This window comes from Pseudomonas sp. 910_23 (assembly GCF_052850795.1).
Genome location: NZ_VXCZ01000013.1, coordinates 57,272 through 83,683 on the forward strand (window position 1 = coordinate 57,272; position 26,412 = coordinate 83,683).

Here is a 26,412-nt window from a genome sequence, read left to right on the forward strand (position 1 = left end):
GTTCAAGAGTGTTACTCGGCATACGCCCAGGTCATCCGAAACGACGCCCCGCCCCACTCCGAATCCAGCACTTCCACCTGCCCGCCATGCCACTGGCTGACGCGCTTGACCAACGCCAGGCCCAAGCCAAACCCTCCAGTGCGGCGGTCGCGGCTGGCGTCGAGGCGCAGGAAGGGTTCGAAGATCTTGGTGCGGCCCTCCAGTGGCACGCCTGGGCCATCGTCATTGACCCGTACTTCATAGCCGTTGCCGAACTTGACCAGCGACACTTCCACGCGGCGATCGGCATAACGGATGGCGTTACGCAGCAGGTTGATCACCGCCCGCGCCATAAAGCGTGGCTCGATGCGGATAAAGTCGACCTCACAGGTACGCAGCGATAACTGCACCCCCTGTGCTTCGGCCTCCAGGGCCACACTGCCGATCACGCTGTCGAGCCAGCTGTGGGCTTCGATGTTCTCGCGGGTGACCTGGGTGGCACCGCGCTCCAGGCTGGCGTAGGTCAACAGTTCGGAAACCATTTCTTCCAGCTCGCCGAGGTCGGCGTACATATCGGCAATCAACTCGCTGCTCTGGCGTGGATCGATCTGCTGGCGCAGTTGATCAAGTTCAAACGACAAGCGCGCAATCGGCGTGCGCAATTCGTGAGATACGGCGTTGGTGAGTTCGCGCTGGTTGGCGATCAGGCTCTCGATGCGCTCGGCCATCTGGTTGAAGTGCCCTGCCAGTTCGCGAACGGTGGAGCGCCTTGGCAACAGGATGCGTGAGCCGAGGTCATTGTCACCAAAACGTTGCGCCGCCAGGCGGATATGCTCCAGGTCACGCCAGTGCGGGCGTACCCAGAAATACAGGACGATGGCCAGGCCTGCGCCCAGAAAGCCATAAGCCCACAAATACAGCCATTTGGGTTCTTCCGGCAGCTGGATCTCAAGTAATTGCGGGCCGCCGTCAATCGCTGACAGGAACTTCATAAAATCCTCGCGTACCACCACTTGGTCACTCGCCAGGAGTTTCTGTTCGCGCTCGCTCAGGTGCTGGGCGTCGCGCTGCACCAGTTTCAGGCGCAAGCCATAATGCGGTTGCAGCTCAGCCAGGCGTGCCTGGCGCGCCTCTCCCTGTACCGGTCGCAATTGTTCCACCAGGGCCCACGCCGGGCCGCGCAAGGCTTCACGGTTATAGGTCTCGTTGGACTCGGGCATGTACGCGTCCAGGCCATAGTTGACCAGCCAGACCGACCCGGCCAGGCCGAGCGCGAGGATCACATAGAGGCGCAGATACAAGCGCAGCATCTAAACCTCCCACGCGAACGGATTGAACAGGTAACCCTTGCCCCAGATGGTTTTGATGCACACCGGCTCGCGTGGGTTGTCGTTGAGCTTACCGCGCAATTTGCTGATGTAGACGTCAACGCTGCGATTGAGGCCATCAAAGGCAATGCCACGCATACGGTTGAGGATGTCATCGCGCGAGAGGATCTTGCCCGAGCTGCTGGCCAGTAACCACAGCAACTCGAACTCCATGGTCGTCAGATCGATGGTCTGACCGCCCAGGCTGACGACCCGGCAGCTGCGATCAATCGACAAGCGGCCGAACTCCAGGGCACCCCGCGCCGCGGGCTCGGGCACCTGGCGGCGCTGCAACGCACGCAAACGTGCAAGCAGCACCGGCGGCTTGATCGGCTTGATCACGTAATCGTCAGCCCCAGACTCAAGGCCCAGGATATGGTCCAGATCGTCTTCCTTGGCCGTCAGGATCACGATGGGCGTGTCTGACACATTGCGAATTTCGCGGCAAACATGCAGCCCGCTCTGGCCTGGCAGCATCAAATCGAGCACGACAATCCTGGGTTTGAAGTCCAGGAACGCTGCCAGGGCTTCATCGCCCCGGTGCACGACACGCACCTCAAAACCATGCTGCGACAGGAACTGCGCGATCAGCCCTGCCAGCTTTTCATCGTCCTCAACGAGCAGGACCTTGCCCAGACCCAGGTTTTCCATAAGTTCTCAGTGTAGAAACGCAGATTGAAGTGCGCGCATTATAGGTGGCAAGCAGGCGCACAGAAGCAGCTGGCCAGTACGAGCTGATGAAGCTTCATGCTTTTAAGAGTTTTTAACAAATAGCCTGCAATCTTTAACGCCATTCTCAAGGAGTTGTATGCGCAAGGATTATCTGGCGTTCTTCGTTTCGCTGTTCCTCTCGCGGCTGGCCGACCAGATCCTGCTGTTCATCGTGCCGCTGATCGTGTTCCAGACCACTCAAAGCGTGTCGTGGGCGGGCCTGGCGTTTTTTGTCGAATCGCTGCCGCGCTATCTGGCATTTCCGGTGTGCGGAGCCTTGTGCGACAGGTTTTCACCCGTACGCATTCTGCATATCAGCCAGGTGTATCGGGCACTGGCCTGCGTGGTGGCGGTGGCGCTGTATGGGCTGTTCGACGGGATCCATTGGCTGGTGATGCTGTCCGCGTTGTGCGGGGTATTGACCACTCAGGGCATCATGGCGCGGGAGGTGGTGATGCCGCATGTCTTCCAGCATTACACCTACGCCAAGACCTTGTCCTATTCGCAGATTGCCGACCAGAGTGGCCTGGTGCTCGGGCCGTTGCTGGCAGCGTTGATGCTGCAGGTTTGGGCCTGGCCCTGGGTGGTGCTGGCCATCGCCGCACTGTTTGTTCTCGCTGACCTGGCGATGCTGATCTGGCAGCGCAACACCACGGTGAGCCTGCAAAGCCATGAGCAGCACCCGGGTATCTGGCTGCAACCGCTGCGCACCGCGTTTGGCCACATCCGCAACCTGGTGGAACTCAAGCGCATCATCATTCTGGCAGTCGGCGTGAACCTGATTATCGGGGTCACACTGGCCACCTCGGCCGCCATGGTTACCGGCCAATACGCCGCCGACAAGGATGCCTACGCCCTGCTGCAAGCCGCCGGCGCGCTGGTCACCATCGGGATTCTGTTTTACCTGGCACGCTCGTCACTGCCGTTGAAAGTAATGGGTGGGCTGTCGTATTCGATGATTGCAGTCGGCGCGCTGATCACCGCCGTCAGCCCCGGTGTGTGGGCGTATGCCGTGGGCTTCCTGCTGGTGACGGGCTTTGACAAGATGTTCAACGTGTACCTGCGCAGCACCCGTCAAAAAGTGATCCCGGTGCAGGATTTCGGCAAGACGGTAGGCGTGATCACCTTGCTCAACAACCTGCCGCAGCCGTTGGCGGGCCTGATGATCGCCGTGCTGGCAGCGCCGTTGGGCACGCAAACGGTGATCCTGCTGCTCGCCGGGATCACCGCCTTGATCGGCGTGGCGGTGGCCTCAGGCTGGCACGCCACTGTGAAAGCGGAACTCGATGTCGGGTGATTCGATCAGCTCCTGCTCGGCCGCCCTCACCCGCTCGATCACCTGGGCGATGTCCTTGGCGTCGCCATACTGGTAGGCCAGCTTCAAGTAACCCTGGAAGTGCCGGGCTTCGCTTTTGAGCAAACCGAAGTAGAACTTGCCGAGCTCTTCGTCCAAATGCGGCACCAATGCTTCGAAACGCTCGCAGCTGCGTGCTTCGATAAAAGCGCCGACCACCAGGGTGTCCACCAGCTTGACCGGCTCGTGGCTGCGCACCACCTTGCGCAAACCCGAGGCATAACGGCCCGCGTGCAGTTGGCGCAGTTCAACCTTGCGCTTCTTCATCAGGCGCATGACTTGCTCGTGGTGCACCAGTTCTTCGCGGGCCAGGCGCGACATCATATTGATCAGGTCAACATGGCCGTGGTACTTGGCCATGAGGCTCAGGGCGGTGCTGGCGGCTTTGAATTCGCAGTTCTTGTGGTCGATCAGCAGGGTTTCCTGATCGGCCAGAGCGGCCTGGACCCAGGCGTCGGGGGTGCGGCAGCCGAGGAATTCGTGGATTTCGGGCAGGTTCATCGGGCTCACGGGCAAAGGATCACAAAAGGGCGCCGATTATACCGACCCCGCCGCAGACCACCAGCCACCGGCCTTGATGTGCATCAACATGACGTCTGGCGGGCAGCAACTATAGTTGTTGCATGCCCCTTCCTGGAGATCCCGATCATGCAAGCCATCCGCAGCATCCTGGTGGTCATCGAGCCCGAGCATTCGGAAAGCCTGGCCCTCAAGCGTGGCAAGCTGATTGCCGGGGTGACCGACGCACATCTGCACTTGCTGGTCTGCGACAAGAAACACGAGCATTCGGCGCTGTTGAGTGTGCTCAAGGAGGGTTTAAAGAACGACGGTTACAGCGTCTCCACCGAGCAGGCGTGGAACGAAAGCCTGCATGACACCATTATCGAGGTGCAGCAAGCCGAAGGCTGTGGCCTGGTGATCAAACAGCATTTTCCCGACAGCCCGCTGAAAAAAGCCCTGTTGACGCCGGCGGACTGGAAGCTGCTGCGCTATTGCCCCACGCCGGTGTTGTTGGTCAAGACCGCTACGCCATGGGCTGGCGGAGTGATTCTGGCGGCCATCGATGTAGGCAATACCGACAGCGAGCACCGCTCACTGCACAATGCGATCATCGACCATGGCTTTGATATCGCCAGCCTGGCCAAGGCGCAACTGCATGTGATCAGCGCCCACCCGTCGCCGATGCTGTCGGCAGCCGACCCGACCTTCCAGCTCAAGGAAACCATCGAGGCGCGCTATCGCGAACAATGCAAGGCATTCCAGGACGAGTTCGACGTGGACGACAGGCACCTGCATATCAAGGAAGGCCCGGCCGATGTGCTGATCCCGCATATGGCCCATCAGTTGCACGCGGCGGTGACCATCATCGGCACCGTGGCCCGCACCGGGATTTCGGGGGCGTTGATCGGTAATACAGCGGAGGTGGTGCTGGATGCGGTGGAAAGCGACGTGCTGGTGCTCAAGCCGCAGGCGTTGATGGATCATCTGCAAGAACTGGCAACCAAGCCCTGAAGAACAATAGAGGGCAAAATGTGGGAGGGGGCTTGCTCCCGATAGCAGTGGGTCAGTGAAGGATGGGCTGACTGACACACTGCTATCGGGAGCAAGCCCCCTCCCACATTTGGATGCATGCTGTCAGGTAGACAGCGCATCTCTCAGGAACCCCGGGGCGATATAGCGCTGGTAATGCGCCTCGGACAAGATAAAGAACTCCCGGTCAATCGCATCGCGCAGGTCCGGCAAGGGCCAGTCGCGAAACTCCGGCAACAGCACCATGCCGTACGCCTCAAGGTTATTGATCACCCGCGCCCCGCGTGCGATCAACTGGTAGGCCCAGCAATACTCGGACTGGTGCGGCACGAAGCGGATCTTGCGTTGCTCCAACTGCCCGCGCAGGGTCTTGGGGTCAAACACCTCCACTTTGCCGGCCATCACCTGCACCAGCAGTTGCTCAAGCCTAAGCCAGACTGCGCGCTTTTCTTCTTCGTTATAGCCATTCCACTGGATCACTTCATGGTGGAAACGCTTGCAGCCGCGGCACACGAGGTCGCCGTAGACCGTGGAGCACAAGCCGACGCAGGGGGTCTTGATGGTTTGGTTGGACATGGGCGATAACACGCAAATCAGCGAAACAGTGCGCCATGTTAGCCCTTTGTCTAAGGTTGATCACCCAGCAAACTTGGCCAGGCAACTTACCTTTAGATTTTTTTTGCCGTAGAATCACCCGGCCTTGTAAGGCGCCAATAATCCGCTGGAAGCTGTTTTCAAAGCGTCACGAGCACAGTCGTTCCTTCAGAACGGTGTTGGCGTGGTTTCGACCCGGTAGGTCAGAGCCCACGCCAACCCTCATCAGCTCCGTTCTGCAGGCGTAAAACTTTGAAAGCAGCTTCTGTAAAGGAATGCCGGCAGCGCTGGCTTTGCGGCCCAAAAAGCCCCTGAGCGCATGCGTGCCGTTCATTTCTGGATGAGCGTCCCGTGGGACCACTGATGAGGGTAATAACTGTGCTTGAAGCCTACCGCAAACATATCGAAGAGCGTGCAGCACTGGGTATCGTTCCCCAGCCGCTTAACGCCGAACAAACCGCAGGCCTGGTCGAGCTGCTGAAAAATCCTCCGGCTGGCGAAGAAGAATTCCTCGTTGACCTGATCACCAACCGCATTCCACCAGGCGTTGACGAAGCTGCCTACGTCAAGGCCGGTTTCCTGTCTGCCCTGGCCAAGGGCGAAGCCACTTCCCCCCTGATCGACAAGAAACGCGCTGTTGAACTGCTCGGCACCATGCAAGGCGGCTACAACATCGTGACGTTGGTCGAGCTGCTGGACGACGCCACCCTGGCGCCCGTCGCGGCCGTCCAACTCAAGCACACCCTGCTGATGTTCGATGCGTTCCACGACGTCGCCGAAAAAGCCCGCAACGGCAACGAACACGCCAAAGGCGTGATCCAGTCCTGGGCTGACGGCGAGTGGTTCCGCAACCGCCCTACCCTGGCCGACAAGATCAGCCTGCGCGTGTTCAAGGTTACCGGCGAAACCAACACCGACGACCTGTCCCCGGCGCCTGACGCCTGGTCCCGCCCTGACATCCCGCTGCACGCCCTGGCCATGCTGAAAATGGCTCGTGAAGGCATCGTGCCGGACGAGCAAGGCAAGACCGGCCCGATGAAGCAGATCGAAGAAATGCGCGGCCAAGGCTTCCCGATCGCCTACGTCGGTGACGTGGTCGGTACCGGTTCGTCGCGTAAGTCGGCCACCAACTCGGTACTGTGGTTCTTCGGTGACGACGTGCCTTACGTGCCGAACAAGCGTGCCGGCGGTTTCTGCTTCGGCAGCAAGATCGCTCCGATCTTCTACAACACCATGGAAGATGCTGGCGCACTGCCAATCGAATTCGACGTCACCAACATGAACATGGGCGACGTGATCGACCTGTACCCTCATGCTGGCAAAGTCTGCAAACACGGCACCGACGAAGTCCTGACCACCTTCGAAATGAAGACTCCGGTACTGTTGGACGAAGTTCGCGCCGGCGGCCGTATCCCGCTGATCATCGGTCGCGGCCTGACCGACAAGGCCCGCGCCGAACTGGGCCTGGGCCCTACCGACCTGTTCAAGCTGCCTGAAGCGCCTGTCGACACCGGCAAGGGCTTCACCCTGGCACAGAAGATGGTCGGCAAGGCGTGCGGCCTGCCGGAAGGCAAAGGCGTTCGCCCTGGCACCTACTGCGAGCCGAAGATGACCACCGTGGGCTCCCAGGACACCACCGGTCCCATGACCCGTGATGAACTGAAAGACCTGGCGTGCCTGGGCTTCTCGACCGACCTGGTGATGCAGTCGTTCTGCCACACCGCGGCGTACCCGAAGCCGATCGACGTGACCACCCACCACACCCTGCCTGACTTCATCATGACCCGTGGCGGTGTATCGCTGCGTCCGGGCGACGGCATCATCCACAGCTGGCTCAACCGTATGCTGCTGCCGGACACCGTCGGTACCGGTGGCGACTCCCACACCCGTTTCCCGATGGGCATCTCGTTCCCGGCCGGTTCCGGTCTGGTCGCGTTCGCCGCAGCCACTGGCGTGATGCCACTGGACATGCCGGAATCGATCCTGGTGCGCTTCAAAGGCAAGATGAAGCCTGGCATTACCCTGCGTGACCTGGTTCATGCCATTCCTTACTACGCGATCCAGGCTGGCCTGCTGACCGTAGAGAAGAAAGGCAAGAAAAACGCCTTCTCCGGCCGCATCCTGGAAATCGAAGGCCTGAACGACCTGACGCTGGAACAGGCTTTCGAGCTGTCCGACGCCTCGGCTGAACGTTCGGCTGCCGGTTGCACCATCAAGCTGTCCAAAGAGTCCGTGACCGAGTACCTGAACTCCAACATCACCCTGCTGCGCTGGATGATCGGTGAAGGCTACGGCGATGCACGCACCCTGGAACGTCGCGCCCAAGCGATGGAAGCCTGGGTTGCCAACCCGGAACTGATGGAAGCCGATGCCGACGCCGAATACGCCGAAATCATCGAAATCGACCTGTCGGAAATCAACGAGCCGATCCTCTGCGCGCCAAACGACCCGGACGATGCCCGTCTGTTGTCCAGCGTTGCCGGTGAGAAGATCGACGAAGTGTTCATCGGTTCGTGCATGACCAACATCGGTCACTTCCGCGCTGCCGGCAAGCTGCTGGAGCAGGTCAAGGGCCAGCTGCCGACTCGTCTGTGGCTGTCGCCGCCGACCAAGATGGACGCTCACCAGTTGACCGAAGAAGGCTACTACGGCATCTACGGCAAGGCTGGCGCACGCATGGAAATGCCGGGCTGCTCGCTGTGCATGGGTAACCAGGCACGTGTGGAACCGAACTCCACCGTCGTGTCGACGTCGACCCGCAACTTCCCGAACCGCCTGGGTGACGGTGCAAACGTCTACCTGGCATCGGCCGAACTGGCGGCAGTGGCCTCTACCCTGGGTCGCCTGCCGACTGTCGAAGAGTACATGGGCTACGCAGCGAAACTGGACACCATGGCCAGTGACGTCTACCGCTACCTGAACTTCGACCAGATCGCCGAGTTCCGCAAGATCGCAGCAAGCGCCAACATCCCGGTGATTCAAGCTTAAGGGTGTGTTGATGTGAAAGACGCCGCGTATCGCAAGATACGCGGCGTTTTTTATGCCTGGAACTAACCTTTACTGCCAACACAAAACCAATGTGGGAGCTGGCTTGCCTGCGATAGCGGTGTATCAGTCATGAATGTAATGACTGACACATAGCTATCGCAGGCAAGCCAGCTCCCACACTTTTAGAGCTGTGCAGTCAGATAGACCGCATCAGGGCTCAGGCAACCAGCGAATACACCAATGCCGTAATCGCCACCAGGCCGACGGCGGTGACAAACACATTCGATGCCTGCCCACGGTACTTGGCCATGGCCGGCACCTTGCGGATCGCATACATCGGCATCAGGAACAGGATCGACGCAATCACCGGCCCACCCAGGGTCTCGATCATACCGAGGATGCTTGGGTTAAGCGTGGCGACGATCCAGCACACCACCAGCATGAAGGCGGCGGTCATGCGGTCCAGGGTCTTCGGTGCCGGGCGGCGACCGGTCTTGACCACCAGCCCCTTGAGACCCTCGCTGGCACCGATGTAGTGGCCCAGGAACGACTTGGCAATCGCCACGAACGCAATCAACGGTGCGGCAAAGGCGATGGTCGGGTTGTCGAAGTGGTTGGCCAGGTACGACAGGATCGACAGGTTCTGCGCTTTCGCCTCGGCCAGTTGCGCGGGCGACAGGGTCAGCACGCAGCTGAACACGAAGAACAGCACCATCGCCACCATCAACAAGTGAGCGCGGGACAGGATCTGCGAACTGCGCTCCTCGGCGTGTGCGCCGTACTGGCGTTTCTGGTCAACCGCGAAAGCCGAGATGATCGGCGAATGGTTGAACGAGAACACCATCACCGGAATCGCCAGCCACAGCGTATTGAGCAGCGCCGACGGTGCTGGCACCTCGCTGGCAGTGCTGAGAATGCCGCCATTCCAGTGCGGCACCAGGTACACGGCCAGGAACAGCAGGGCGACGATAAACGGATACACCATCAGGCTCATCGCCTTGACGATCACTTGCTCGCCGCAGCGCACCACGGCCAGCAGGCCGAGGATCAGCACAAATGCCAGGATCGCACGAGGCGGCGGCATGATGTGAAGTTGGTGTTCCATGAAGCTGCTGACGGTATTGGTCAGTGCCACGCTGTAGATCAGCAGGATCGGGAAGATCGCGAAGAAATACAGCAAAGTGATCAACGCACCCGCCTTGATGCCGAAATGCTCTTCGACCACATCAGTGATGTCGGAGCCTTCACGGCCAGACAGCACGAAACGGGTCAGCCCACGGTGGGCAAAGAACGTCATCGGGAACGCCAGTAACGCCAGGATCACCAGCGGCCAGAAGCCCCCCAGGCCCGCGTTGATTGGCAGAAACAAAGTACCGGCGCCAATGGCGGTACCGAATAGCCCGAGCATCCAGGTGGTGTCCTGGCGGCTCCAGCTTGTGAGGGTTGCAGGTGTCGTTGCATAGCGTTCGTCGACGCTATTGGCCTGATCATTCATCCGGTCGGATCTCCGCATTCACACGGCCAGCACGAGTCAGAAAAACCTGACAGGCAGCGCCCTGGCCGTAACAAGGGCCGGATTGTCCGGGATTCTCTCGAATAAGCAAAGACTTAGCTGAGGAATGGCAATGCAGTACAAAGGCTGGAAGGCAGTCCATGGGCGGCTCAGTTGATGCAACGCCAGATGTCCACCGCCTTTACCCACCTCACGAACGCCCCTGCCAGCGGGGCATTGAGAGGGTCGATCACGCAAGGCCGGCGAAGCTTTGTTTAAACAAAGTCCAGTCACTCAAAGTTCGCCAGTGGCAAGTTGCTGACAGAAACCCAATATTAATTAAAGTTAAACACCCTCACACGCAAGAAAGTTCTTACATACAGTTAATCAATGCATCTCGATTGAAACTCTAATTATTGCGGCTTTGTTGCAAGGGTTTTCCCAGGTATTGAGAGCCCTTTCTATCACGTCTATATTCCAGTCCAGCTCAAAAAACAAAAGCCTCTAACCCACGACAGCAGAATTAAAACCCTCACTCGCCAGGAGCGACTTGATGAACAAACACAACCTTATTTTCTCCCTGATACTTGCCACAGGAATACTCAGCCCATTGGCCAGTCAAGCACAACCGGCAGTAGAAAACTCAGACGCAAGTGCCCTGGGTACATCCCCCCGCTGGCTGACGACAAAAGTTTATATAGAAGGCGCCCCGGAGATCGACGTAAAGGACAAGTACCCAGGTGTCGTTGGAATATCAGCGTGGGACCCTGAACGTAATCGCTACGAATTTTTCTACACCGATACCGGGCTATCAAAATATGACAACGGCGGCGGCGGTTACTTCATGGTAACGGGTGACAAGAAAAACCATATCCTGATACCGGATAAAGGTGCAACGAAAACCATCGTCAGAAAACTTGAGACGTTGAACAATCAGGAATTCACTTATTCTCGTGAAGTGCCGCGCGACATGATCGACGCCAACCCTCTTGTTCGAATACATGTGGTTCATGCGCCCTATACCGGATCAGTCAAAACCACCCCCACCCACTAACCCTCAACACTCATCCCACGAGTAGCGACAATACTCATAAAAGGCCTCACTCAATGAAAACACTATTAAAGCCTTTACTGGCGTCTGTTTTATTGCTCTCTACCCTTGTTTCAGGCGGCCTTCATGCGCAGGCTTCCACGTCAGGAAAACCTGTCGCCATCAGCGCTGACAATGCGGTCATGTTGACCGTCTTCCTCAAACATGACCAATCTCGCAACTTGAACGAAATAAGAACAAAACTCACCGAACAGGAACTCTTTAAAGTATTCCCTCCTGAAGGGGTAGAGATTGTCAGTTGGAACATCGCCATGGGGATCGGTCACGTCATTGTTCTACGCTTCCCCGCCTCGCACCTGCGGGAAGTCAATCTCGCCATCGAACGCTCTGCATGGGGCCCCTTCAGGACGGAGTTCTTTCCTACCTACGATTACATGGACATCGTAGCGGCCGAACAGAGCAAGGTACGCAAGCCCGTACCCGCTAAATAATTCGCACGCGTGCAAACAGCGTCTCCCACTCGCCGAGACGCTGGCACTTTTCGCAAAATCAGTGGCGCTTTCTCTGCGCCCTCAGCATTTCACACAACACAAATGCAGCATAATCCGAGCATCGAACTCACCGGAGAGCTGCCCCATGCCCACCACCGTTCTAGTCCTGGTTGAAACCATCAACGAATACCTGCAAATCATCGAAAGCAATGACTTTCACGTGATCCTGGCGCCGACGCCCGCAGAACGGGCTCAGGCGATCAAGGCCCACGCAGGGCAGATCAAAGCCGTGCTGACCCGCGGGCCGCTGGGGCTGTATGCCGAGGAAATCGCCGCGCTGCCATTGCTGGAGATCATCTGCGTGATCGGTGCTGGCTACGAACATGTAGACCTGCAAGCGGCAAGCAACCGTGGGATCGTGGTCACCAACGGTGCCGGCGTGAACGCCCCCTCGGTGGCCGATCACGCCATGGCGCTGCTGCTCTCGCTGGTGCGCGGGATTCCCCAGACCGATGCCGCCGTGCGGCGCAGCGAATGGCCGAAGGTCATGCGCCCTTCCCTGGCCGGCAAGCAACTGGGAATTCTCGGGCTCGGTGCGGTGGGGATGGAGATCGCAAGGCGCGCCGCCCTGGGCTTCGGCATGGAGGTGAGCTATCACAACCGCCAACCCCGCGATGACGTGGATTACACCTACTGTTCAACGGCCGTCGAACTGGCGCGCACCTCCGACTTCCTGATCCTGGCCACGCCCGGTGGGGCCAGCACTCGCCATCTGATCGATAAACATGCGCTGGATGCGTTGGGGCCCAATGGCTATCTGGTGAACATTGGCCGCGGCAGCGTGGTGGTGACCGCCGACCTCGTGGCTGCCCTGGAGCAACGGCGTATCGGCGGCGCCGCGCTGGACGTATTCGACGACGAACCCAAGGTGCCCGACGCCCTCAAGCGCCTGAGCAATACCGTCCTGACCTCCCATGTGGCCGGCCTGTCACCGGAGGCTGCCCATGACACCGTGCAGCGGGTGGCCGATAACCTGGTGGAATACTTCGCCGGCCGTCCGGTGCTCACGCCGGTTGCGCTGCCAGCGCCTGCAAAATGACCGATCAGGCACGCTGATCACCCTTCAACACGCTAACCTATTAAGCCGCCCCGACCTTGTCGCTGGGCGGCGGTGCGCATTAGATTAGGAAATAGTCCAAGGCCTTTAGAATAAGCAGAAGGGATAAGCATGGCGCTGAACGACCAATCGACCCAGATTCGCCCCGGCGAAGAACTTGATGCGAGCCTGATCGATCCCTACCTCAAGGCCCACATTCCGGGCTTGAACGGCACGCCTGCGATCAGTCAGTTTCCCGGCGGTGCATCGAACCTGACCTACCTGCTGGAATATCCAGGCCAGGAATTCGTGCTGCGTCGCCCGCCGTTTGGCCACAAGGCCAAGTCCGCCCACGACATGGGCCGCGAATACCGCATTCTCAACCAGCTCAAAGATGGTTTCCCGTATTGCCCCAAGGCGTACGTGCACTGCACCGATGAATCAGTGATCGGCGCCGAGTTCTATGTGATGGAACGGGTCAACGGCATCATCCTGCGCTCTGACCTGCCGCCCGAACTGGGCCTGGACGCGGCCAAGACTCAAGCGCTGTGCAAAAGCTTTATCGACAAGTTCGTCGAACTGCATCAAGTCAATTACGGCGCCTGTGGTCTGGCCGACCTGGGCAAGCCTGAAGGTTACGTGGCGCGGCAGATTCGTGGCTGGAGCGAGCGCTACGAAAAGGCCCTGACCCCTGATGCGCCAAAATGGGAAGCGGTGCGCGCCTGGCTCAACGACAAAATGCCAGCCGATTCGCCCACATCCAGCATCGTGCATAACGACTACCGCTTCGATAACGTGATCCTTGACCCGCACAACCCGATGCAGATCATCGGCGTGCTGGATTGGGAACTGACCACCCTGGGCGACCCGCTGATGGACCTGGGCAACACCCTCGCCTACTGGATCGAAGCTGCAGATCCGGCACCGGTGCAACTGATGCGGCGCCAGCCGAGCAACGCCCCGGGGATGCTCACCCGCCGTCAGTTTGTCGACTACTACGCCGAGCGCTCCGGGCTTGCGATCGACAATTTCGATTTCTATTACACCTACGGGCTGTTCCGGCTGGCCGGCATCGTGCAGCAGATCTACTACCGCTTTTTCCACGGCCAGACCCAGGACAAACGCTTTGCGCAGTTCATCCATATGAACAAGCTGCTGGAGCAAATGAGCCTGAATGTCATTGGCAAATCAGCGCTCTGATCGCAACTTCAAGGAACCTTTATGTCCAAGACCAACCTGTTTGACCTTGACGGCAAGATCGCCTTCGTTTCCGGTGCCAGCCGTGGCATCGGCGAGGCCATTGCCAAGCTGCTGGCCCAGCAAGGCGCCCACGTGATCGTCTCCAGCCGCAAGCTGGAAGGTTGCCAGCACGTCGCCGACGCGATCATTGCCGACGGCGGCAAGGCCACGGCGATTGCCTGCCATATCGGTGAAATGGAGCAGATTACCCAGGTGTTCGCCGGCATCCGCGAACAGTTCGGCCGCCTGGATATTCTGGTCAACAACGCCGCGACCAACCCGCAGTTCTGCAACGTGCTGGATACCGACCTTGGCGCATTCCAGAAGACGGTCGACGTGAATATCCGCGGTTACTTCTTCATGTCGGTGGAAGCCGGCAAGCTGATGCGCGAGAACGGCGGCGGCAGCATCATCAACGTGGCGTCGATCAACGGCATTTCGCCGGGCGTGTTCCAGGGCATCTACTCGGTCACCAAGGCTGCCGTGATCAACATGACCAAGGTGTTCGCCAAGGAATGCGCGGCATTCGGCATCCGTTGCAACGCACTGCTGCCGGGCCTGACTGATACCAAATTCGCCTCGGCGCTGGTCAAGAACGATTCGATCCTGAAAGTGGCCCTGGCGCAGATCCCCCTCAAGCGCGTCGCCGCCCCCAGCGAAATGGCCGGCGCGGTGTTGTATCTGGCCAGCGATGCGTCGAGCTACACCACCGGTGTGTCGTTGAATGTAGACGGCGGCTTCCTGTCCTGACACTGCCTGGTTTCTTCAGATCGATTTACGCGTAACCTTGGCGCGGATCGATCTGTCTCCAGGATGAAACATGGAACTGCACCTCGTCATCAATGGCCGCAAGGACCTGGCTGCCCAGCTTTATCAGCAACTGCGCGAAGCTATCGCCACCGGGCGACTGTCGGCGGGTGCGCAACTGCCACCGAGCCGCCTGCTCGCCGAACAACTGGGCGTATCGCGCAAGACGGTGTCGGATACCTACACCACCCTCACGTACGAAGGCCTGCTGATCGGCAAGATCGGCCGCGGCACTTTCGTCAATGCGTGGGCGCCCCAACCCGATCGTGTGCAAACCGCCACCGACCTGGCCTGCGCCGCCAACCTGGGCAAGTGGGCAGCACTGCCCTCGCCCATGGGCCACCCTTCCCGTGAGGGCATCCTGCGCTACGAATTTATCGGCGGCGCGACTGCACGCAACCAATTCCCCCAGGACGAATGGCGACGCTGCACCCAGGATGCGCTGCGCCGTATCGCCCAGAACAGTGGTTTCTACAGCCAACCGGAAGGGTTACCGGCATTGCGCGAGGCCATCGCCGGGCATATCGCGTTTTCCCGAGGGGTCAAATGCCACGCCAGCGATATCGTGGTCACCAATGGCGCGCAGCAGGCGCTTGACCTGATTGCCCGCGTGGTGCTGGAACCCGGCAGCATGGTCGCGATGGAAGACCCAGGCTATAGCCCCGCGCGCCAAATGTTCGTAGCGATGGGCGCCAGCGTCGCCAGCGTGGCCGTCGACAAACAGGGCCTCCAGGTCGATCAGATCCCCGATGGCACCCGTCTGATCTACGTAACCCCGTCCCACCAGTTCCCCCTCGGCATGCCGATGAGTCAGAGGCGCCGCCAGGCACTGCTGGACCGCGCAATCGAGCTGGGTGCGATCATCATCGAAGACGACTACGACAGCGAATTTCGCTACGAAGGGCGCCCCACCGACTCCCTGCAAAGCCTGGACACCCGAGGCGTGGTCACCTACGTCGGGACCTTTTCCAAAACCCTATTGCCCGAGTTGCGCCTGGGCTACGCGGTGCTGCCGCCAGCGATCTATGGCGCGGTGCTCAAGGCCAAGCAGTTGACCGACCAGCACAGCTCAACCCTGCCGCAGTGGGCATTGGCCAAGTTCATCAGCGAAGGCTACCTGCTCAAGCATATTCGCCGTTGCCACAGCATCTATGCTGGGCGTCGCGAACGAATACTGCAGCGTCTGGCGGGCGATCTGTCACCGTGGTTCGAGGCGGTTCCGACGGTGGCGGGCTTTCACCTGGCGGCATTGTGCAAGGTGGCGTTGAATATCCCCTTGCTGATAGAACAGGCGCGTCAGGTCGAGGTGGGGTTGTACCCTCTGGACGTATTCTTCCACGACGTGCCATTACGCTCGGGGCTGATTTTCGGCTTCGGCGCCATCGAGACCCTGGACATCGACCCGGCGCTGGACAAGGTGCGCGATATTCTCCGGCAGATTGGCTAAGGGGTTTTCCGGTGTATTGGTCATTGGTGGCGTACAGGCTACGGCGTAGGGTGAAGAGGTCTCGAACTACGCGGAATCCTGATCATGAAACGATTGCTCGCCACCACGCTGATGCTCACCTCCCTCAGCGCATTTGCCCACGACCCGGTATACAACCAGGAAACGCTCAAGGTGCTGCAGGAGCACCCCTTGACCAACGTGCCCGGCAAGAAAACCATCATGCTCACCGTGGACTATGCCCCCGGCCAGGCCACCGTGCCCCATAGCCACACCGGCACTGCGGTGGCTTATGTGCTGCAAGGCGCGATCACCTCGCGGGTCAATGATGAAAAGGCGATCACCTACAAAGCCGGGCAATCGTTCTACGAACCGGCAGGCTCACGACACTTTGAATCCAGCAATGCCAGCCAGACCCAACCGGCCAGGCTGCTGGTGGTGATGGTGCTGGATGACAAGGCCGAAGTGCTCACACCCCTGGCGCAGTGACCAGCGCCACCACACTGAACCATTGCCCTCTGTAGGAGCGAGCTTGCTCGCGAAAAACATCAACGATAAAGCGTGCTTCCTGAATGAACGCGGCGCCTGTGAGTTTTTCGCGAGCAAGCTCGCTCCTACAGGCATTAGGGCTTGCCCCCTCCCACAACGCTCAGGGACGTTTGAACTGGCGCCGCAGGCCTTCGATGCCCGGGCGGCAAGCGCACCCCTGCAGGTGATCATTGACCATCCCCATCGCCTGCATCAGCGCATACATCGTGGTTGGGCCGACAAAGGTCCAGCCACGTTTCTTCAGGGCCTTGGACAAACGCACCGAAGCCGGTGAGGTCGGATTAGAGGACCAGTAGGCAATGTCCACCACGGCCGGGCGTTCAGCTTCGCCGGGTTCGAATGCCCATAACCAGCGTGCCAGCGAGCCGGTTTCTTCCACCAGCTCACAGGCCCGGCGCGCATTGTTGATGGTGGAGACGATCTTGGCGCGGTTACGCACGATCCCCGGATCCGTCATCAAGCGCTCGATATCCGCCTGGTCATATTGCGCGACCCGGCGAAAATCAAATCCGTGGAACGCCTGCCGAAAATGTTCACGCTTGCGCAAGATCGTGATCCACGCCATCCCCGCCTGAAAGCCCTCCAGGCAGATTTTCTCGTACAACTGGATGTCATCCGCCACCGGCACGCCCCATTCGTGGTCGTGGTAATGGAGGTATTCCGGGGCGGCGTTGCGCCAGCTGCAATGGGTACGTCCTGCGGGGTCAGTTGTCAGCCCTGGTTGATCCATCCATCACCTCGTGTGCCGTGGGCCGATGATACGCAAAAAACTTTAAAGCCCGCCAACCGCTCAAGCACCGTACTTACCGACCAACTGGTCAGACCGGGACCTGCCAACCGCTGAATATTTACTTGTTGTTTGAAAAAAACCAAGCGTAGACTGGCCGCGCACTGGACTTACCGGTAAGACCACAACAATTAAGCCCTGGAACCACCAGGGCACCGAATAGAGATCCCTCCCATGCTCAGATGGTGCTCGCGTTCGATTTTCCTGCAAGTCGTGATTGGCCTGATGCTCGGCATCGCCTGCGGCCTGGCCCTTCCCGAATTTTCCTCACAACTCAAACCCCTGGGCGACGGCTTTATCAAGCTGATCAAAATGCTGATCGGCCTGATCGTGTTCTGTGTCGTGGTCAGCGGTATTTCCGGCGCCGGCGATTTGAAGAAGGTCGGGCGTATCGGGCTCAAGTCGGTGATCTACTTTGAAGTGCTGACCACCGTCGCCCTGGTGCTTGGCCTGATCATGGCCTTCAGCACCGGCATCGGCAGCGGCGCCAATATTCATCTTGAGCAACTCTCTTCCGCCGGCTTGAATGAGCTGGCCGACAAGGGCCAACACATCAAGGGCACCAGCCAGTTCCTGATGGACCTGATTCCCAACTCGGTGATCGGTGCGTTTGCCGATAACAACGTGTTGCAGGTGCTGCTGTTCTCGGTGCTGTTCGGCAGTGCGCTAAACCTGGTGGGCGAAGCGGCCAGCGGTATCTCGCGGCTGATCAATGAGCTTAGCCATGTGATCTTCCGCATCATGGGCATGATCGTGCGCCTGGCGCCGATTGGCGTATTCGGTGCCATCGCGTTCACCACCAGCACCTACGGCCTGGACTCGCTGCAACACCTGGGCAGCCTGGTTGGGCTGTTCTACCTGACGTGCTTTGCCTTTGTCGCGCTGATCCTCGGGCTGGTAATGCGCTTGTCCGGCCTGCGGATGCTGCCGCTGCTCAAGTACCTGCGCGAAGAGCTGCTGATCGTGATGGGCACCGCTTCGTCCGACGCTGTGCTGCCGCAGATCATGCGCAAGCTGGAACATTTGGGCATTGGCAGTTCCACCGTGGGTTTGGTAATTCCCACCGGGTACTCGTTCAACCTCGACGGTTTCTCGATCTACCTGACCCTGGCCATCGTGTTTATCGCCAACGCCACCGGTACACCGCTGTCGATGACCGACTTGCTGACCATCCTCCTGGTATCGTTGATCACCTCCAAAGGCGCCCACGGCATTCCGGGCTCGGCATTGGTGATTCTAGCGGCGACACTCACGGCGATCCCGGCAATTCCGGTGGTGGGCCTGGTGTTGGTGCTGGCGGTGGACTGGTTCATGGGGATCGGTCGTGCGCTGACCAACCTGATCGGCAACTGCGTGGCTACCGTGGCGATTGCTCGCTGGGAAAAAGATATCGATATTCAGCGTGCCAACAAGGTGCTCGACGGCCAGCAGGGTTATGCCTTTCAGGCCAAGAAGCCGGTGCTGCCGGCGCATCAGGAGTTCTAGGACGACACCCATCCAATGTGGGAGCTGGCTTGCCTGCGATAGCGGTGAGTCAGCGTCAAATGTAGTGCCTGACACTCAGTCATCGCAGGCAAGCCAGCTCCCACATTGGCCCTTTGCCAGACTGAATACTGTATGAGCAACATCAAGGAGCCTTCGACGTGATCAGCACCTCAACCGTCGTCAATTCAGTGGTAGAAAAACTGCGCGCCGCCTTGGCGCGAGGCCAGTGGCGCCGCGGTGAAATGCTGCCAGGCCAGCGTGAGCTGGCCGAGCAACTGGGTATCAGCCGCCCGAGCCTGCGTGAAGCGGTGATCGTGCTGGAGACCTTGGGCCTGGTGCGTTCCATGCCGGGCAAAGGTGTGGTGGTACTGGAAACCAGCGTCAGCGAGCCGCAGTCGAACGACGCGGTGGCCGACGCCAGCCTGGAAGACATCCTGCAACTGCGCTATACCCTCGAACCCTTCATCGTCGGCCTGGTCGCCCAATCCATCAGCAGCAAGGAAATCGGCCAACTGCGCCTGACGCTGATGGACATGCGCGAAGCCCTGGATGCCGGCGACGCCGAGGCGGGCATGAACGCCTACATCGACTTTCACGAAGAACTGTTTGCCCTGACCTCCAACCCGATCTTCCAGAACGTGGTGCAGCAAACCAGCACCGCGCTCAAACAAAGCGCCCAGGTATTGCGCAACTCCCCTGAACACCTGGCCGAACGCCTGCAAGAGAACGAAGCCGTGGTACGCGCCATCCGCAACAAGAACAGCGCCCTGGCCAGTGCCGAAATGCGTCGGCACATCCTGCAGGAAGGCTTGCGCATGGGCATTCGCTTGAATATCCCGGATGACCATCTGGGCAGCTGAATAATTGGAGACCGGCCATGAACGTCCACGCCCTGCAACGTGACCCTCTGCCCTGCCTGCGCCTGGTGTCGGGCAAGAAGCCTTCGGTTGACGACATCTACCCGCGCTTGTTCGACGCGATCCTTGAGCAACGCATTGCGCCTGCCAGCCGCTTCACCGAAGAAGGCCTGGGCGAACTCTTTGGCGTGAGCCGCAGCGTGATTCGCCGGGTGCTCGCCAAGCTGTCCCATCAGCAAGTGGTCATCCTGCGCCCCAACCAGCGCGCCCAGGTCGCCGCGCCGGATGCCCAGCACACACGGCAGATTCTTGAAGCACGGCGCCTGACCGAAATGACCGTGGTGCAACTGGCCTGCGCCCAGGCCACAGCGATGCAAATCCGCCAACTGCGCGAGCTGATTGCGCAGGAGCGCGACGCCATTGAGCGTGACCAGCGTGGGCCGGCGATCCGGTTTTCTGGGGAGTTTCATCTGCAACTGGCGCACATGGCAGGCAATGCGCCGTTGGCACAGTTTCTCAACAGCCTGGTGCCGTTGACGTCGTTGATCATTGCGCAATTTGAAACGAAGGCCTGCACGTATTGTGCGTGGCAGGAGCATGTGGCGATTGTGGATGCCGTGGAACAGCGCGACGCCCACACGGCTGTCGCCCTGATGACCCAGCACCTGGATCACCTGGAAACCCGGCTACTCAAACACCACTGACCTGCGGATAATAAGGAGATCCAAATGTGGGAGGGGGCTTGCTCCCTCCCACACTAGCCCTTCAGTGTTTGATAAATGGTGTTCCAATAAAAAGCCCCCGCATCTCACGATGCGGGGGCTTTGGGTTTACCGAAGCATCAAGCCGGCTGCAACACCGACTGACCACTCAACGCCAGGTCCAGCAACTCACGATTGGCCACCGCGTACATGGCGTAGTCCGTGCCAACCGCAGCACGAATTTCCACCATCATGGCACGCCAGCGATCAGCCATGTCCTGGTGCTGTTCAAGCCACAGGGCCACGCGGGCTTCCATGTCTTGTGGCGCGTCGGCCATTTGCAGTACCGAAATGGTAATCGCCCGTTGCTGCCAGTCCACGTCATCGCGGAAGGCCTCACGGGCCTGGGCCTGCCAGTTGTTGGCGACAGGCAGATCGCTGATCTGCTGCAGGTACCACGGCAGGTCCAGGGCGCTGCCAACGGCGAAGTAGGCTTTGGCCACTTCGGCGGCGTCATGCCCGGTCACGTCGGCGGCTTCGATGATCGGCAGCAAGGTGTACAGGTGGGTTGTGCCTGCAACCATGCGTGCCAACAACTCCGGTACGCCGGCCTGGGTGTAGGCCTGGTAACGGTTCTGCCAGCCTTCACGGGTCGGACCTTCCAGCAGTTCGTCGAGCTTGAGGCCCAATGCCGCCAGATGCGGACCGAAGTGCGCAGTGTCACGCCCGGCGTCCTGTTCGTTGCGACGGCTGCGCAGGAACCAGCGCGTAGCACGACGGCCCAGGCGCATCAGCTCGTCCATCAGCTCCAGTTGCACGTCGGCCGACACCTGGTGGTCCAGGGCTTCGATCTGACGGAACCAGTGCGGGAGGTGGAAGATATCGCGCACGATCACATAGGCACCGGCGACGTTTGCCGGGCTCATGCCGGTCGACTCTTTGAGTCGCTGCACGAAGGTGATGCCCATGTGGTTGACCAGGTCGTTGGCGATCTGGGTGCTGACGATCTCGCGCTTGAGGCGATGGCGACGCATGGCTTCGGAGAACTTGGCCACCAGGCTCGGTGGGAACGCGGTCTCCATGTCACGGGTCAGGTATTCGTCATCCGGCACCAGGGATTTGAGCAGCGCTTCCTTGAGGTCGATCTTGCTGTACGAAATCAGCACCGACAACTCCGGACGGGTCAAGCCCTTGCCGGTCGAAGCGCGCTCGGTGAGCTGCTCTTCGGTCGGTAGGTACTCGATGGCGCGGTCCAGCTTGCCACGGCCTTCCAGGTCGCTCATCAGGCGTTTGTACTCGGCGGCGCGCTCGTAAGCCTTGCGTGCGGCCAGGGACAGGGCCTGGGTCTGCTTGTAGTTGTTGCCCAACACCAGGTGGCCGACTTCGTCGGTCATGCTCGCCAGCAACTGGTTGCGTTGCTTGTCGGTCATGTCACCGGCCTGCACCACTTCGTTGAGCAGGATCTTGATGTTCACTTCGTGGTCGGAGCAGTCCACGCCACCGGCGTTGTCGATGAAGTCGGTGTTGGAACCGCCGCCATTGAGGCCGAATTCCACACGACCCAGTTGGGTCATGCCGAGGTTACCGCCCTCGCCCACCACCTTGCAGCGCAGCTCGTTGCCGTTCACGCGCAGCGCGTCGTTGGCCTTGTCGCCCACGTCGGCATGGCTTTCGGTGCTGGCCTTGACGTAGGTACCGATACCGCCGTTCCACAACAGGTCCACCGGCGCCTTGAGCAAGGCGTTGAGCAGTTCGGTCGGGGTAAGCTTGTCGGCCTGGATGTCGAAACGCTCTTTCATCTGCGCCGAGATCGCAATGCTTTTGGCGCTGCGCGAGAAGATACCGCCGCCTTCAGACATGATGCTGGTGTCGTAGTCGGTCCAGGACGAACGCGGCAGCTCGAACATGCGCTGGCGCTCGACGAAGCTGGTGGCCGGGTTAGGGTTCGGGTCGATGAAGATGTGCAGGTGGTTGAAGGCCGCCACCAGTTGCAGCTTGTCGGACATCAGCAAACCGTTACCGAACACGTCACCGGCCATATCGCCGACGCCCACTACGGTGATGCTGTCTTCCTGCACGTTGATGCCGCGCTCACGGAAGTGACGCTGCACACCCACCCACGCGCCCTTGGCGGTGATGCCCATTTTCTTGTGGTCATAACCGGCAGAACCGCCGGAAGCGAACGCGTCACCCAGCCAGAAACCGTAGTCGATAGCGATGCCGTTGGCGATGTCGGAGAAGGTTGCAGTGCCCTTGTCCGCCGCCACCACCAGGTAGGGGTCATCGTCGTCATGGCGCACGACGTTGGCCGGTGGCACCAGGGCGCCGTCCTTCAGGTTGTCGGTAATGTCCAACAGGCCGGAAATGAAGATGCGGTAGCAGGCGATGCCCTCGGCCGCGATCTCGTCCCGGCTGCCGCCCAATGGCAGGCGACGCGGCAGGAAGCCGCCCTTGGCGCCCACCGGCACGATCACCGAGTTTTTCACTTGCTGGGCTTTTACCAGGCCGAGCACTTCGGTACGGAAGTCTTCTTCACGGTCGGACCAGCGCAGGCCGCCGCGAGCGACGTTGCCGAAGCGCAGATGCACACCTTCAACCCGTGGCGAATACACGAAGATTTCAAACTTCGGCACCGGCTTGGGCAGCTCAGGGATCGCACGCGGGTCGAACTTGAAGCTGAAGTACGACTTGTTCTGGCCGTTTGCGTCGGTCTGGTAGAAGTTGGTACGCAGGGTCGCCTTGATCAGGTCCAGGTAGCGACGCAAGATACGGTCTTCGTTGAGCACCTGAACATCGTCCAGGGCGGTGAGGATCGCTTGTTCCAGGCGTTGCTGCTTGTCTTCCAGGTCGTCGGCGGTGAGCTTGCGCGCCAGGTAGAAACGGGTCTTGAACAACCGGGTCAACTCGCGGGCGATGTCGGTGTGGTTGTTCAGGGTGCTGGCGATGTAACCCAGGTCGAAGCCCAGGCGGATCTGCTTGAGGTAACGGGCGTAGGCACGCAGCAGCGCAACGTCACGCCATGGCAGGCCGGCGGTCAATACCAAGCGGTTGAATGCATCGTTCTCGGCGTCGCCATGCACGATGTGCACGAAGGCGTCCTGCAGGGTGTCGTTGAGCTGCTGGATATCCAGGTTCACGCCTTCGGCGGCGATGAATGCAAAGTCATGGATCCAGAACTCACGGCCATTGGCATGGCGCAGGCGATACGGAAACTCGCCCAGCACGCGCAGGCCGAGGTTTTCCAGGATCGGCAGCACGTCGGACAGCGCCAGCGGGGTGTCAGCGTGATAGAGCTTGCAATGCAGTTCGCGCTGACCGGAGACCTGGCCCAGCGGCTGATAGAAGCTCATCACCAGCGGGTTGGCTTCGGTGAGGCTGTTCAGATGCTGCATGTCGACCACGGCCGAATGCGCGGCGAAACGCTCGCGGTAGCCGGCCGGGAAGCCTTTGGGGAAGTCCGCCAGCACGTTGGTGCCGTGGGCTTCGCCGAAACTTTCCACGACCAGACTGGCGTAGTCGTCCTGCCAGCTGCGGCAGGCTTGCACCACTTCTTTTTCCAGTTGCAGCGGGTCGATGTCCAGGCGGTTCTTCGGGTCGACCCGCAGGATCAGTTGCACACGGGCCAGCACGGACTCGGAGAAGAAGGTCCAGAACTCGCAGTCCGAAGCCTTGAGGCGATCCATCAGCACTTGCTGGATCTTCTGGCGCACTTCGGTGGAGTAGATGTCGCGCGGCACATAGGCCAGGCAGTAGCAGAAACGACCGTACGGATCTTTGCGCAGGAACACGCGGATCTTGTTGCGTTCCTGGATCTGCACGATCGACATCACGGTGCTGAACAGCTCGTCGACCGGGGTCTGGAACAGGTCGTCACGGGGCAGCACTTCAACCACTTGGGCCAGTTCCTTGCCCAGATGCGCCTTGGCCTGGAAGCCCGAGCGACGCTCGATTTCCGCTACCTTGCGGCGAATGTACGGGATCACTCGCACGCTTTCGCCGTACACCGAGGAGGTGTAGAGGCCCATGAAGCGGTGTTCCTTGATGACCTTGCCGTCGGCACTGATCTCGCGGATCGACACGTAGTCCGGATACGCCGGGCGGTGCACGCGGCTTGGGTGTGCAGCCTTGGCGAACGACAGCACCGTCGGTTCACGCAGGTAGGCCACGGCGTAGTCTTCGATGCGCAGGTCTTCGGCGGTGAGGCCGGCGCGCAACAGCTTGGTCAGACCGAGGAAGGAGCTGGCGTCATATTCGATATGACCGCCGTCCGCCTCGTCACGTACCACGAACTCTTCATAGCCCAGGAAGGTGAAGTGGTTGCCCACCAGCCATTCCAGGAAGTTCTTGATCTCGGCTTTTTCTTCACCGTCGATCGTGAATGCGCTGGCGTCGATACCGGCCAGCAGGTCCTGGACCTTGGCTTTCATCGGTTCGAAATCGGCCACGGCCACGCGCACTTCGCCCAGCACCTGCTCCAGCTCTTTGCTCAGCACGTTCAGCTCGGCGGCGTTGGCGCAGCGGTCGATCTCCAGGTACATCAGCGACTCTTGCAGGATGCCTTCGCCCTGGGTGCCCTTGGGCAGGATTTCCAGCAACTCACCCTTGCTGCCACGGCGCACGCTGAGCACGGTGGTTTGCAGGGTATGGATGCTGTAGCCACGGCGGTTCAACTCGGTGCGTACCGAGTCCACCAGAAATGGCAGGTCATGGTGCAGCACTTCGACCGCGGTGTGGGTCGATTGCCAGCCATGTCGTTCGTAATCGGGGTTGTAGACCCGCACTTGCGGTTGGGTGTGATCGAAGCGCTCAAGCAGGCGCCAGGCAGACAGGGTGCAACCGGCCAGGTCGGAAAGGCGACGCTGGGTCAGTTCGTCCAGGGAAATGATGCCGAAGAATTGCTCAGCAAACAGCGCCACTTGTGGCAGTGCCTGTTCACTGATGTGCTGCGCCAGTGCCGCTTGCAGTTGGTGCTGGAAGTCGGCCTTGCTGGCTGCGGTGAAGAACGCCATCTGTGGTACTCCGCTTGGGCTTGTTATTGATGGAAGCGTCGCGTGTTATCCCCTTGCGGGGAGACCGTCAGCTCTGTTCGTGGGTCACGATAAACGAATCAGGCCGACAGGTGGGTGAAGCTGGACAGGACAGTCAGGTCACATACAACTTCCACAAGATGCACACCTTGCCGGGTGACGGTACGACGGGCAGGTCAGGCGCCGGGCGCGGGGCACATCCGTTGCGCAGCTTAACGAGTGTAGGAAGACCGCTGCTTGCGACGCTGCGACATATTCGGTCATCGGTAAGCAGGCAATAGGTTGCAACTTGGGCAACCGCGTTTTTCCGGGCAAAAAACCTGCGTTTTTCAGCCCTCTGAGTACCGAAAATGACTGATACCGCACGCCAGGTCATGCCCTGGGTCTGACACACCCTGCAGCATAAAATTCGCCGCAATGGCACAATTGCCAGCGCAACGCCCTCCTTCACACAGGATTTCCCATGCTGCAGCTGAAAACCGACGCCCTGATGGCCACCCCGTGCGACGAAGAAGAAGACAACATGGCCATGCTTTGCTGCCACGGCAAAAACGGCGAAATGTTCATGTTGAGCCGCTACCCGGATGAAGAGGAAGTGGAACTGACCTGGGATTACGAGCCGTCGACGCTGGATGGGCTGAAGATCACCTTGAGTGCTACGAGGTTGCTGGTCGAACTTGCAGCGGGTGATGCCGATGCATTGGGTGGCAAGGATCATCTGGAGATCACCCACGCCACGGCCGCATCCGACCTGGCTGAAGTGGAGGAAACCTTGCAGAAAATCCTCGCAGGCACTGGCACTTTCATCCGGACTTGAGCTGCACCCTGGTTCAAATGTGGGAAGGGGCTTGCCCCCGATAGCG

The 26,412-nt window shown here is 59.9% G+C and carries 21 protein-coding genes; 14 read left to right on the plus strand and 7 right to left on the minus strand.

The annotated features are described in order from the left end of the window. Nucleotides 1–11: 11 nt before the first annotated feature. Both FW800_RS16870 and FW800_RS16875 read right to left on the minus strand, forming a co-directional pair. A complete protein-coding gene (locus FW800_RS16870; RefSeq protein ID WP_446438049.1) occupies nt 12–1,289 on the minus strand; it encodes an ATP-binding protein in 1,278 nt (425 codons plus the stop codon). Continuing rightward, nucleotides 1,290–1,997 carry a response regulator gene (locus tag FW800_RS16875; protein WP_032880845.1) on the minus strand — a complete coding sequence of 236 codons (708 nt, stop codon included), beginning with the start codon at nt 1,995–1,997 and terminating at the stop codon, nt 1,290–1,292. It abuts the gene before it with no gap. A gap of 157 nt (nt 1,998–2,154) precedes the next feature. Here FW800_RS16875 and FW800_RS16880 point away from each other — a divergent pair, with 157 nt between their 5' ends. Then, nucleotides 2,155–3,354: an MFS transporter gene (locus FW800_RS16880; RefSeq protein ID WP_248131409.1), complete on the plus strand. Its 1,200-nt coding sequence runs from the start codon at nt 2,155–2,157 to the stop codon at nt 3,352–3,354. Here the strand turns inward: FW800_RS16880 and miaE are convergent. Next, nucleotides 3,310–3,912: a tRNA-(ms[2]io[6]A)-hydroxylase gene (gene miaE / locus FW800_RS16885; protein ID WP_032880843.1), complete on the minus strand. Its 603-nt coding sequence runs from the start codon at nt 3,910–3,912 to the stop codon at nt 3,310–3,312. The genes FW800_RS16880 and miaE overlap by 45 nt on opposite strands. Nucleotides 3,913–4,059: 147 nt before the next feature. Here miaE and FW800_RS16890 point away from each other — a divergent pair, with 147 nt between their 5' ends. Further along, nucleotides 4,060–4,923: a universal stress protein gene (locus FW800_RS16890; protein WP_446438050.1), complete on the plus strand. Its 864-nt coding sequence runs from the start codon at nt 4,060–4,062 to the stop codon at nt 4,921–4,923. A gap of 123 nt (nt 4,924–5,046) precedes the next feature. Here FW800_RS16890 and FW800_RS16895 read toward each other — a convergent pair whose 3' ends face one another. Next, nucleotides 5,047–5,517: a DUF1289 domain-containing protein gene (locus FW800_RS16895; protein WP_078821225.1), complete on the minus strand. Its 471-nt coding sequence runs from the start codon at nt 5,515–5,517 to the stop codon at nt 5,047–5,049. A gap of 396 nt (nt 5,518–5,913) precedes the next feature. On the opposite strand from FW800_RS16895, the gene acnB reads away from it, so the two are divergent. Then, nucleotides 5,914–8,523: a bifunctional aconitate hydratase 2/2-methylisocitrate dehydratase gene (gene acnB, locus FW800_RS16900; protein WP_446438104.1), complete on the plus strand. Its 2,610-nt coding sequence runs from the start codon at nt 5,914–5,916 to the stop codon at nt 8,521–8,523. A gap of 217 nt (nt 8,524–8,740) precedes the next feature. Here the strand turns inward: acnB and FW800_RS16905 are convergent, their stop codons facing one another. Next, complete coding sequence (locus FW800_RS16905) at nt 8,741–10,018, minus strand: serine/threonine transporter (protein WP_005787881.1); 1,278 nt, start codon at nt 10,016–10,018, stop codon at nt 8,741–8,743. A 550-nt stretch (nt 10,019–10,568) separates the two neighbouring features. Between FW800_RS16905 and FW800_RS16910 the strand changes: the two genes are divergently transcribed. The 7 genes from FW800_RS16910 to FW800_RS16940 all read left to right on the plus strand — a co-directional run bounded on the left by FW800_RS16910 (nt 10,569) and on the right by FW800_RS16940 (nt 16,632). Then, complete coding sequence (locus tag FW800_RS16910) at nt 10,569–11,069, plus strand: DUF4822 domain-containing protein (protein ID WP_446438051.1); 501 nt, start codon at nt 10,569–10,571, stop codon at nt 11,067–11,069. 53 nt (nt 11,070–11,122) lie between these two features. After that, on the plus strand, nt 11,123–11,557 hold the full coding sequence (locus FW800_RS16915) for a hypothetical protein (protein WP_446438052.1): 435 nt from the start codon (nt 11,123–11,125) through the stop codon (nt 11,555–11,557). A 145-nt stretch (nt 11,558–11,702) separates the two neighbouring features. Further along, nucleotides 11,703–12,656 carry a 2-hydroxyacid dehydrogenase gene (locus tag FW800_RS16920; protein ID WP_032880839.1) on the plus strand — a complete coding sequence of 318 codons (954 nt, stop codon included), beginning with the start codon at nt 11,703–11,705 and terminating at the stop codon, nt 12,654–12,656. A 129-nt stretch (nt 12,657–12,785) separates the two neighbouring features. Then, nucleotides 12,786–13,853 carry a phosphotransferase family protein gene (locus FW800_RS16925; protein ID WP_446438053.1) on the plus strand — a complete coding sequence of 356 codons (1,068 nt, stop codon included), beginning with the start codon at nt 12,786–12,788 and terminating at the stop codon, nt 13,851–13,853. 21 nt (nt 13,854–13,874) lie between these two features. Further along, nucleotides 13,875–14,642 (plus strand): SDR family oxidoreductase, encoded by a 768-nt coding sequence (locus FW800_RS16930; protein WP_198844697.1) that lies wholly within the window; start codon nt 13,875–13,877, stop codon nt 14,640–14,642. 70 nt (nt 14,643–14,712) lie between these two features. Beyond that, on the plus strand, nt 14,713–16,146 hold the full coding sequence (pdxR, locus tag FW800_RS16935; RefSeq protein ID WP_446438054.1) for a MocR-like pyridoxine biosynthesis transcription factor PdxR: 1,434 nt from the start codon (nt 14,713–14,715) through the stop codon (nt 16,144–16,146). Between the two features lie 84 nt (nt 16,147–16,230). Then, on the plus strand, nt 16,231–16,632 hold the full coding sequence (locus FW800_RS16940) for a cupin domain-containing protein (protein WP_446438055.1): 402 nt from the start codon (nt 16,231–16,233) through the stop codon (nt 16,630–16,632). Nucleotides 16,633–16,792: 160 nt separating this feature from the next. On the opposite strand, the gene FW800_RS16945 is transcribed toward FW800_RS16940, so the two are convergent. After that, complete coding sequence (locus FW800_RS16945; RefSeq protein ID WP_122733838.1) at nt 16,793–17,422, minus strand: DNA-3-methyladenine glycosylase I; 630 nt, start codon at nt 17,420–17,422, stop codon at nt 16,793–16,795. A 216-nt stretch (nt 17,423–17,638) separates the two neighbouring features. Here FW800_RS16945 and FW800_RS16950 point away from each other — a divergent pair, with 216 nt between their 5' ends. The 3 genes from FW800_RS16950 to FW800_RS16960 all read left to right on the plus strand — a co-directional run bounded on the left by FW800_RS16950 (nt 17,639) and on the right by FW800_RS16960 (nt 20,525). Then, nucleotides 17,639–18,964, plus strand: a complete 1,326-nt coding sequence (locus tag FW800_RS16950; RefSeq protein WP_177327440.1) for a C4-dicarboxylate transporter DctA — start codon at nt 17,639–17,641, stop codon at nt 18,962–18,964. A 158-nt stretch (nt 18,965–19,122) separates the two neighbouring features. Then, nucleotides 19,123–19,824: a FadR/GntR family transcriptional regulator gene (locus FW800_RS16955; protein ID WP_005787865.1), complete on the plus strand. Its 702-nt coding sequence runs from the start codon at nt 19,123–19,125 to the stop codon at nt 19,822–19,824. Between the two features lie 17 nt (nt 19,825–19,841). Beyond that, nucleotides 19,842–20,525: a GntR family transcriptional regulator gene (locus FW800_RS16960; RefSeq protein WP_078821218.1), complete on the plus strand. Its 684-nt coding sequence runs from the start codon at nt 19,842–19,844 to the stop codon at nt 20,523–20,525. A 137-nt stretch (nt 20,526–20,662) separates the two neighbouring features. On the opposite strand, the gene FW800_RS16965 is transcribed toward FW800_RS16960, so the two are convergent. Continuing rightward, entirely contained in the window at nt 20,663–25,531 is a 4,869-nt protein-coding gene (locus FW800_RS16965; RefSeq protein ID WP_446438056.1) for an NAD-glutamate dehydrogenase, read from the minus strand. Nucleotides 25,532–26,012: 481 nt separating this feature from the next. Here FW800_RS16965 and FW800_RS16970 point away from each other — a divergent pair, with 481 nt between their 5' ends. Further along, nucleotides 26,013–26,366 carry a hypothetical protein gene (locus FW800_RS16970; RefSeq protein WP_446438057.1) on the plus strand — a complete coding sequence of 118 codons (354 nt, stop codon included), beginning with the start codon at nt 26,013–26,015 and terminating at the stop codon, nt 26,364–26,366. Nucleotides 26,367–26,412: the final 46 nt, after the last annotated feature.

Bases quoted from the DNA above. Each gene is read 5' to 3' on its own strand.
- FW800_RS16870 (WP_446438049.1), bottom strand. From the start codon at position 1,289: ATGCTGCGCTTGTATCTGCGCCTCTATGTGATCCTCGCGCTCGGCCTG.
- FW800_RS16875 (WP_032880845.1), bottom strand. From the start codon at position 1,997: ATGGAAAACCTGGGTCTGGGCAAGGTCCTGCTCGTTGAGGACGATGAA.
- FW800_RS16880 (WP_248131409.1), top strand. From the start codon at position 2,155: ATGCGCAAGGATTATCTGGCGTTCTTCGTTTCGCTGTTCCTCTCGCGG.
- miaE (WP_032880843.1), bottom strand. From the start codon at position 3,912: ATGAACCTGCCCGAAATCCACGAATTCCTCGGCTGCCGCACCCCCGAC.
- FW800_RS16890 (WP_446438050.1), top strand. From the start codon at position 4,060: ATGCAAGCCATCCGCAGCATCCTGGTGGTCATCGAGCCCGAGCATTCG.
- FW800_RS16895 (WP_078821225.1), bottom strand. From the start codon at position 5,517: ATGTCCAACCAAACCATCAAGACCCCCTGCGTCGGCTTGTGCTCCACG.
- FW800_RS16905 (WP_005787881.1), bottom strand. From the start codon at position 10,018: ATGAATGATCAGGCCAATAGCGTCGACGAACGCTATGCAACGACACCT.
- FW800_RS16910 (WP_446438051.1), top strand. From the start codon at position 10,569: ATGAACAAACACAACCTTATTTTCTCCCTGATACTTGCCACAGGAATA.
- FW800_RS16915 (WP_446438052.1), top strand. From the start codon at position 11,123: ATGAAAACACTATTAAAGCCTTTACTGGCGTCTGTTTTATTGCTCTCT.
- FW800_RS16920 (WP_032880839.1), top strand. From the start codon at position 11,703: ATGCCCACCACCGTTCTAGTCCTGGTTGAAACCATCAACGAATACCTG.
- FW800_RS16925 (WP_446438053.1), top strand. From the start codon at position 12,786: ATGGCGCTGAACGACCAATCGACCCAGATTCGCCCCGGCGAAGAACTT.
- FW800_RS16930 (WP_198844697.1), top strand. From the start codon at position 13,875: ATGTCCAAGACCAACCTGTTTGACCTTGACGGCAAGATCGCCTTCGTT.
- pdxR (WP_446438054.1), top strand. From the start codon at position 14,713: ATGGAACTGCACCTCGTCATCAATGGCCGCAAGGACCTGGCTGCCCAG.
- FW800_RS16940 (WP_446438055.1), top strand. From the start codon at position 16,231: ATGAAACGATTGCTCGCCACCACGCTGATGCTCACCTCCCTCAGCGCA.
- FW800_RS16945 (WP_122733838.1), bottom strand. From the start codon at position 17,422: ATGGATCAACCAGGGCTGACAACTGACCCCGCAGGACGTACCCATTGC.
- FW800_RS16960 (WP_078821218.1), top strand. From the start codon at position 19,842: ATGAACGTCCACGCCCTGCAACGTGACCCTCTGCCCTGCCTGCGCCTG.
- FW800_RS16965 (WP_446438056.1), bottom strand. From the start codon at position 25,531: ATGGCGTTCTTCACCGCAGCCAGCAAGGCCGACTTCCAGCACCAACTG.
- FW800_RS16970 (WP_446438057.1), top strand. From the start codon at position 26,013: ATGCTGCAGCTGAAAACCGACGCCCTGATGGCCACCCCGTGCGACGAA.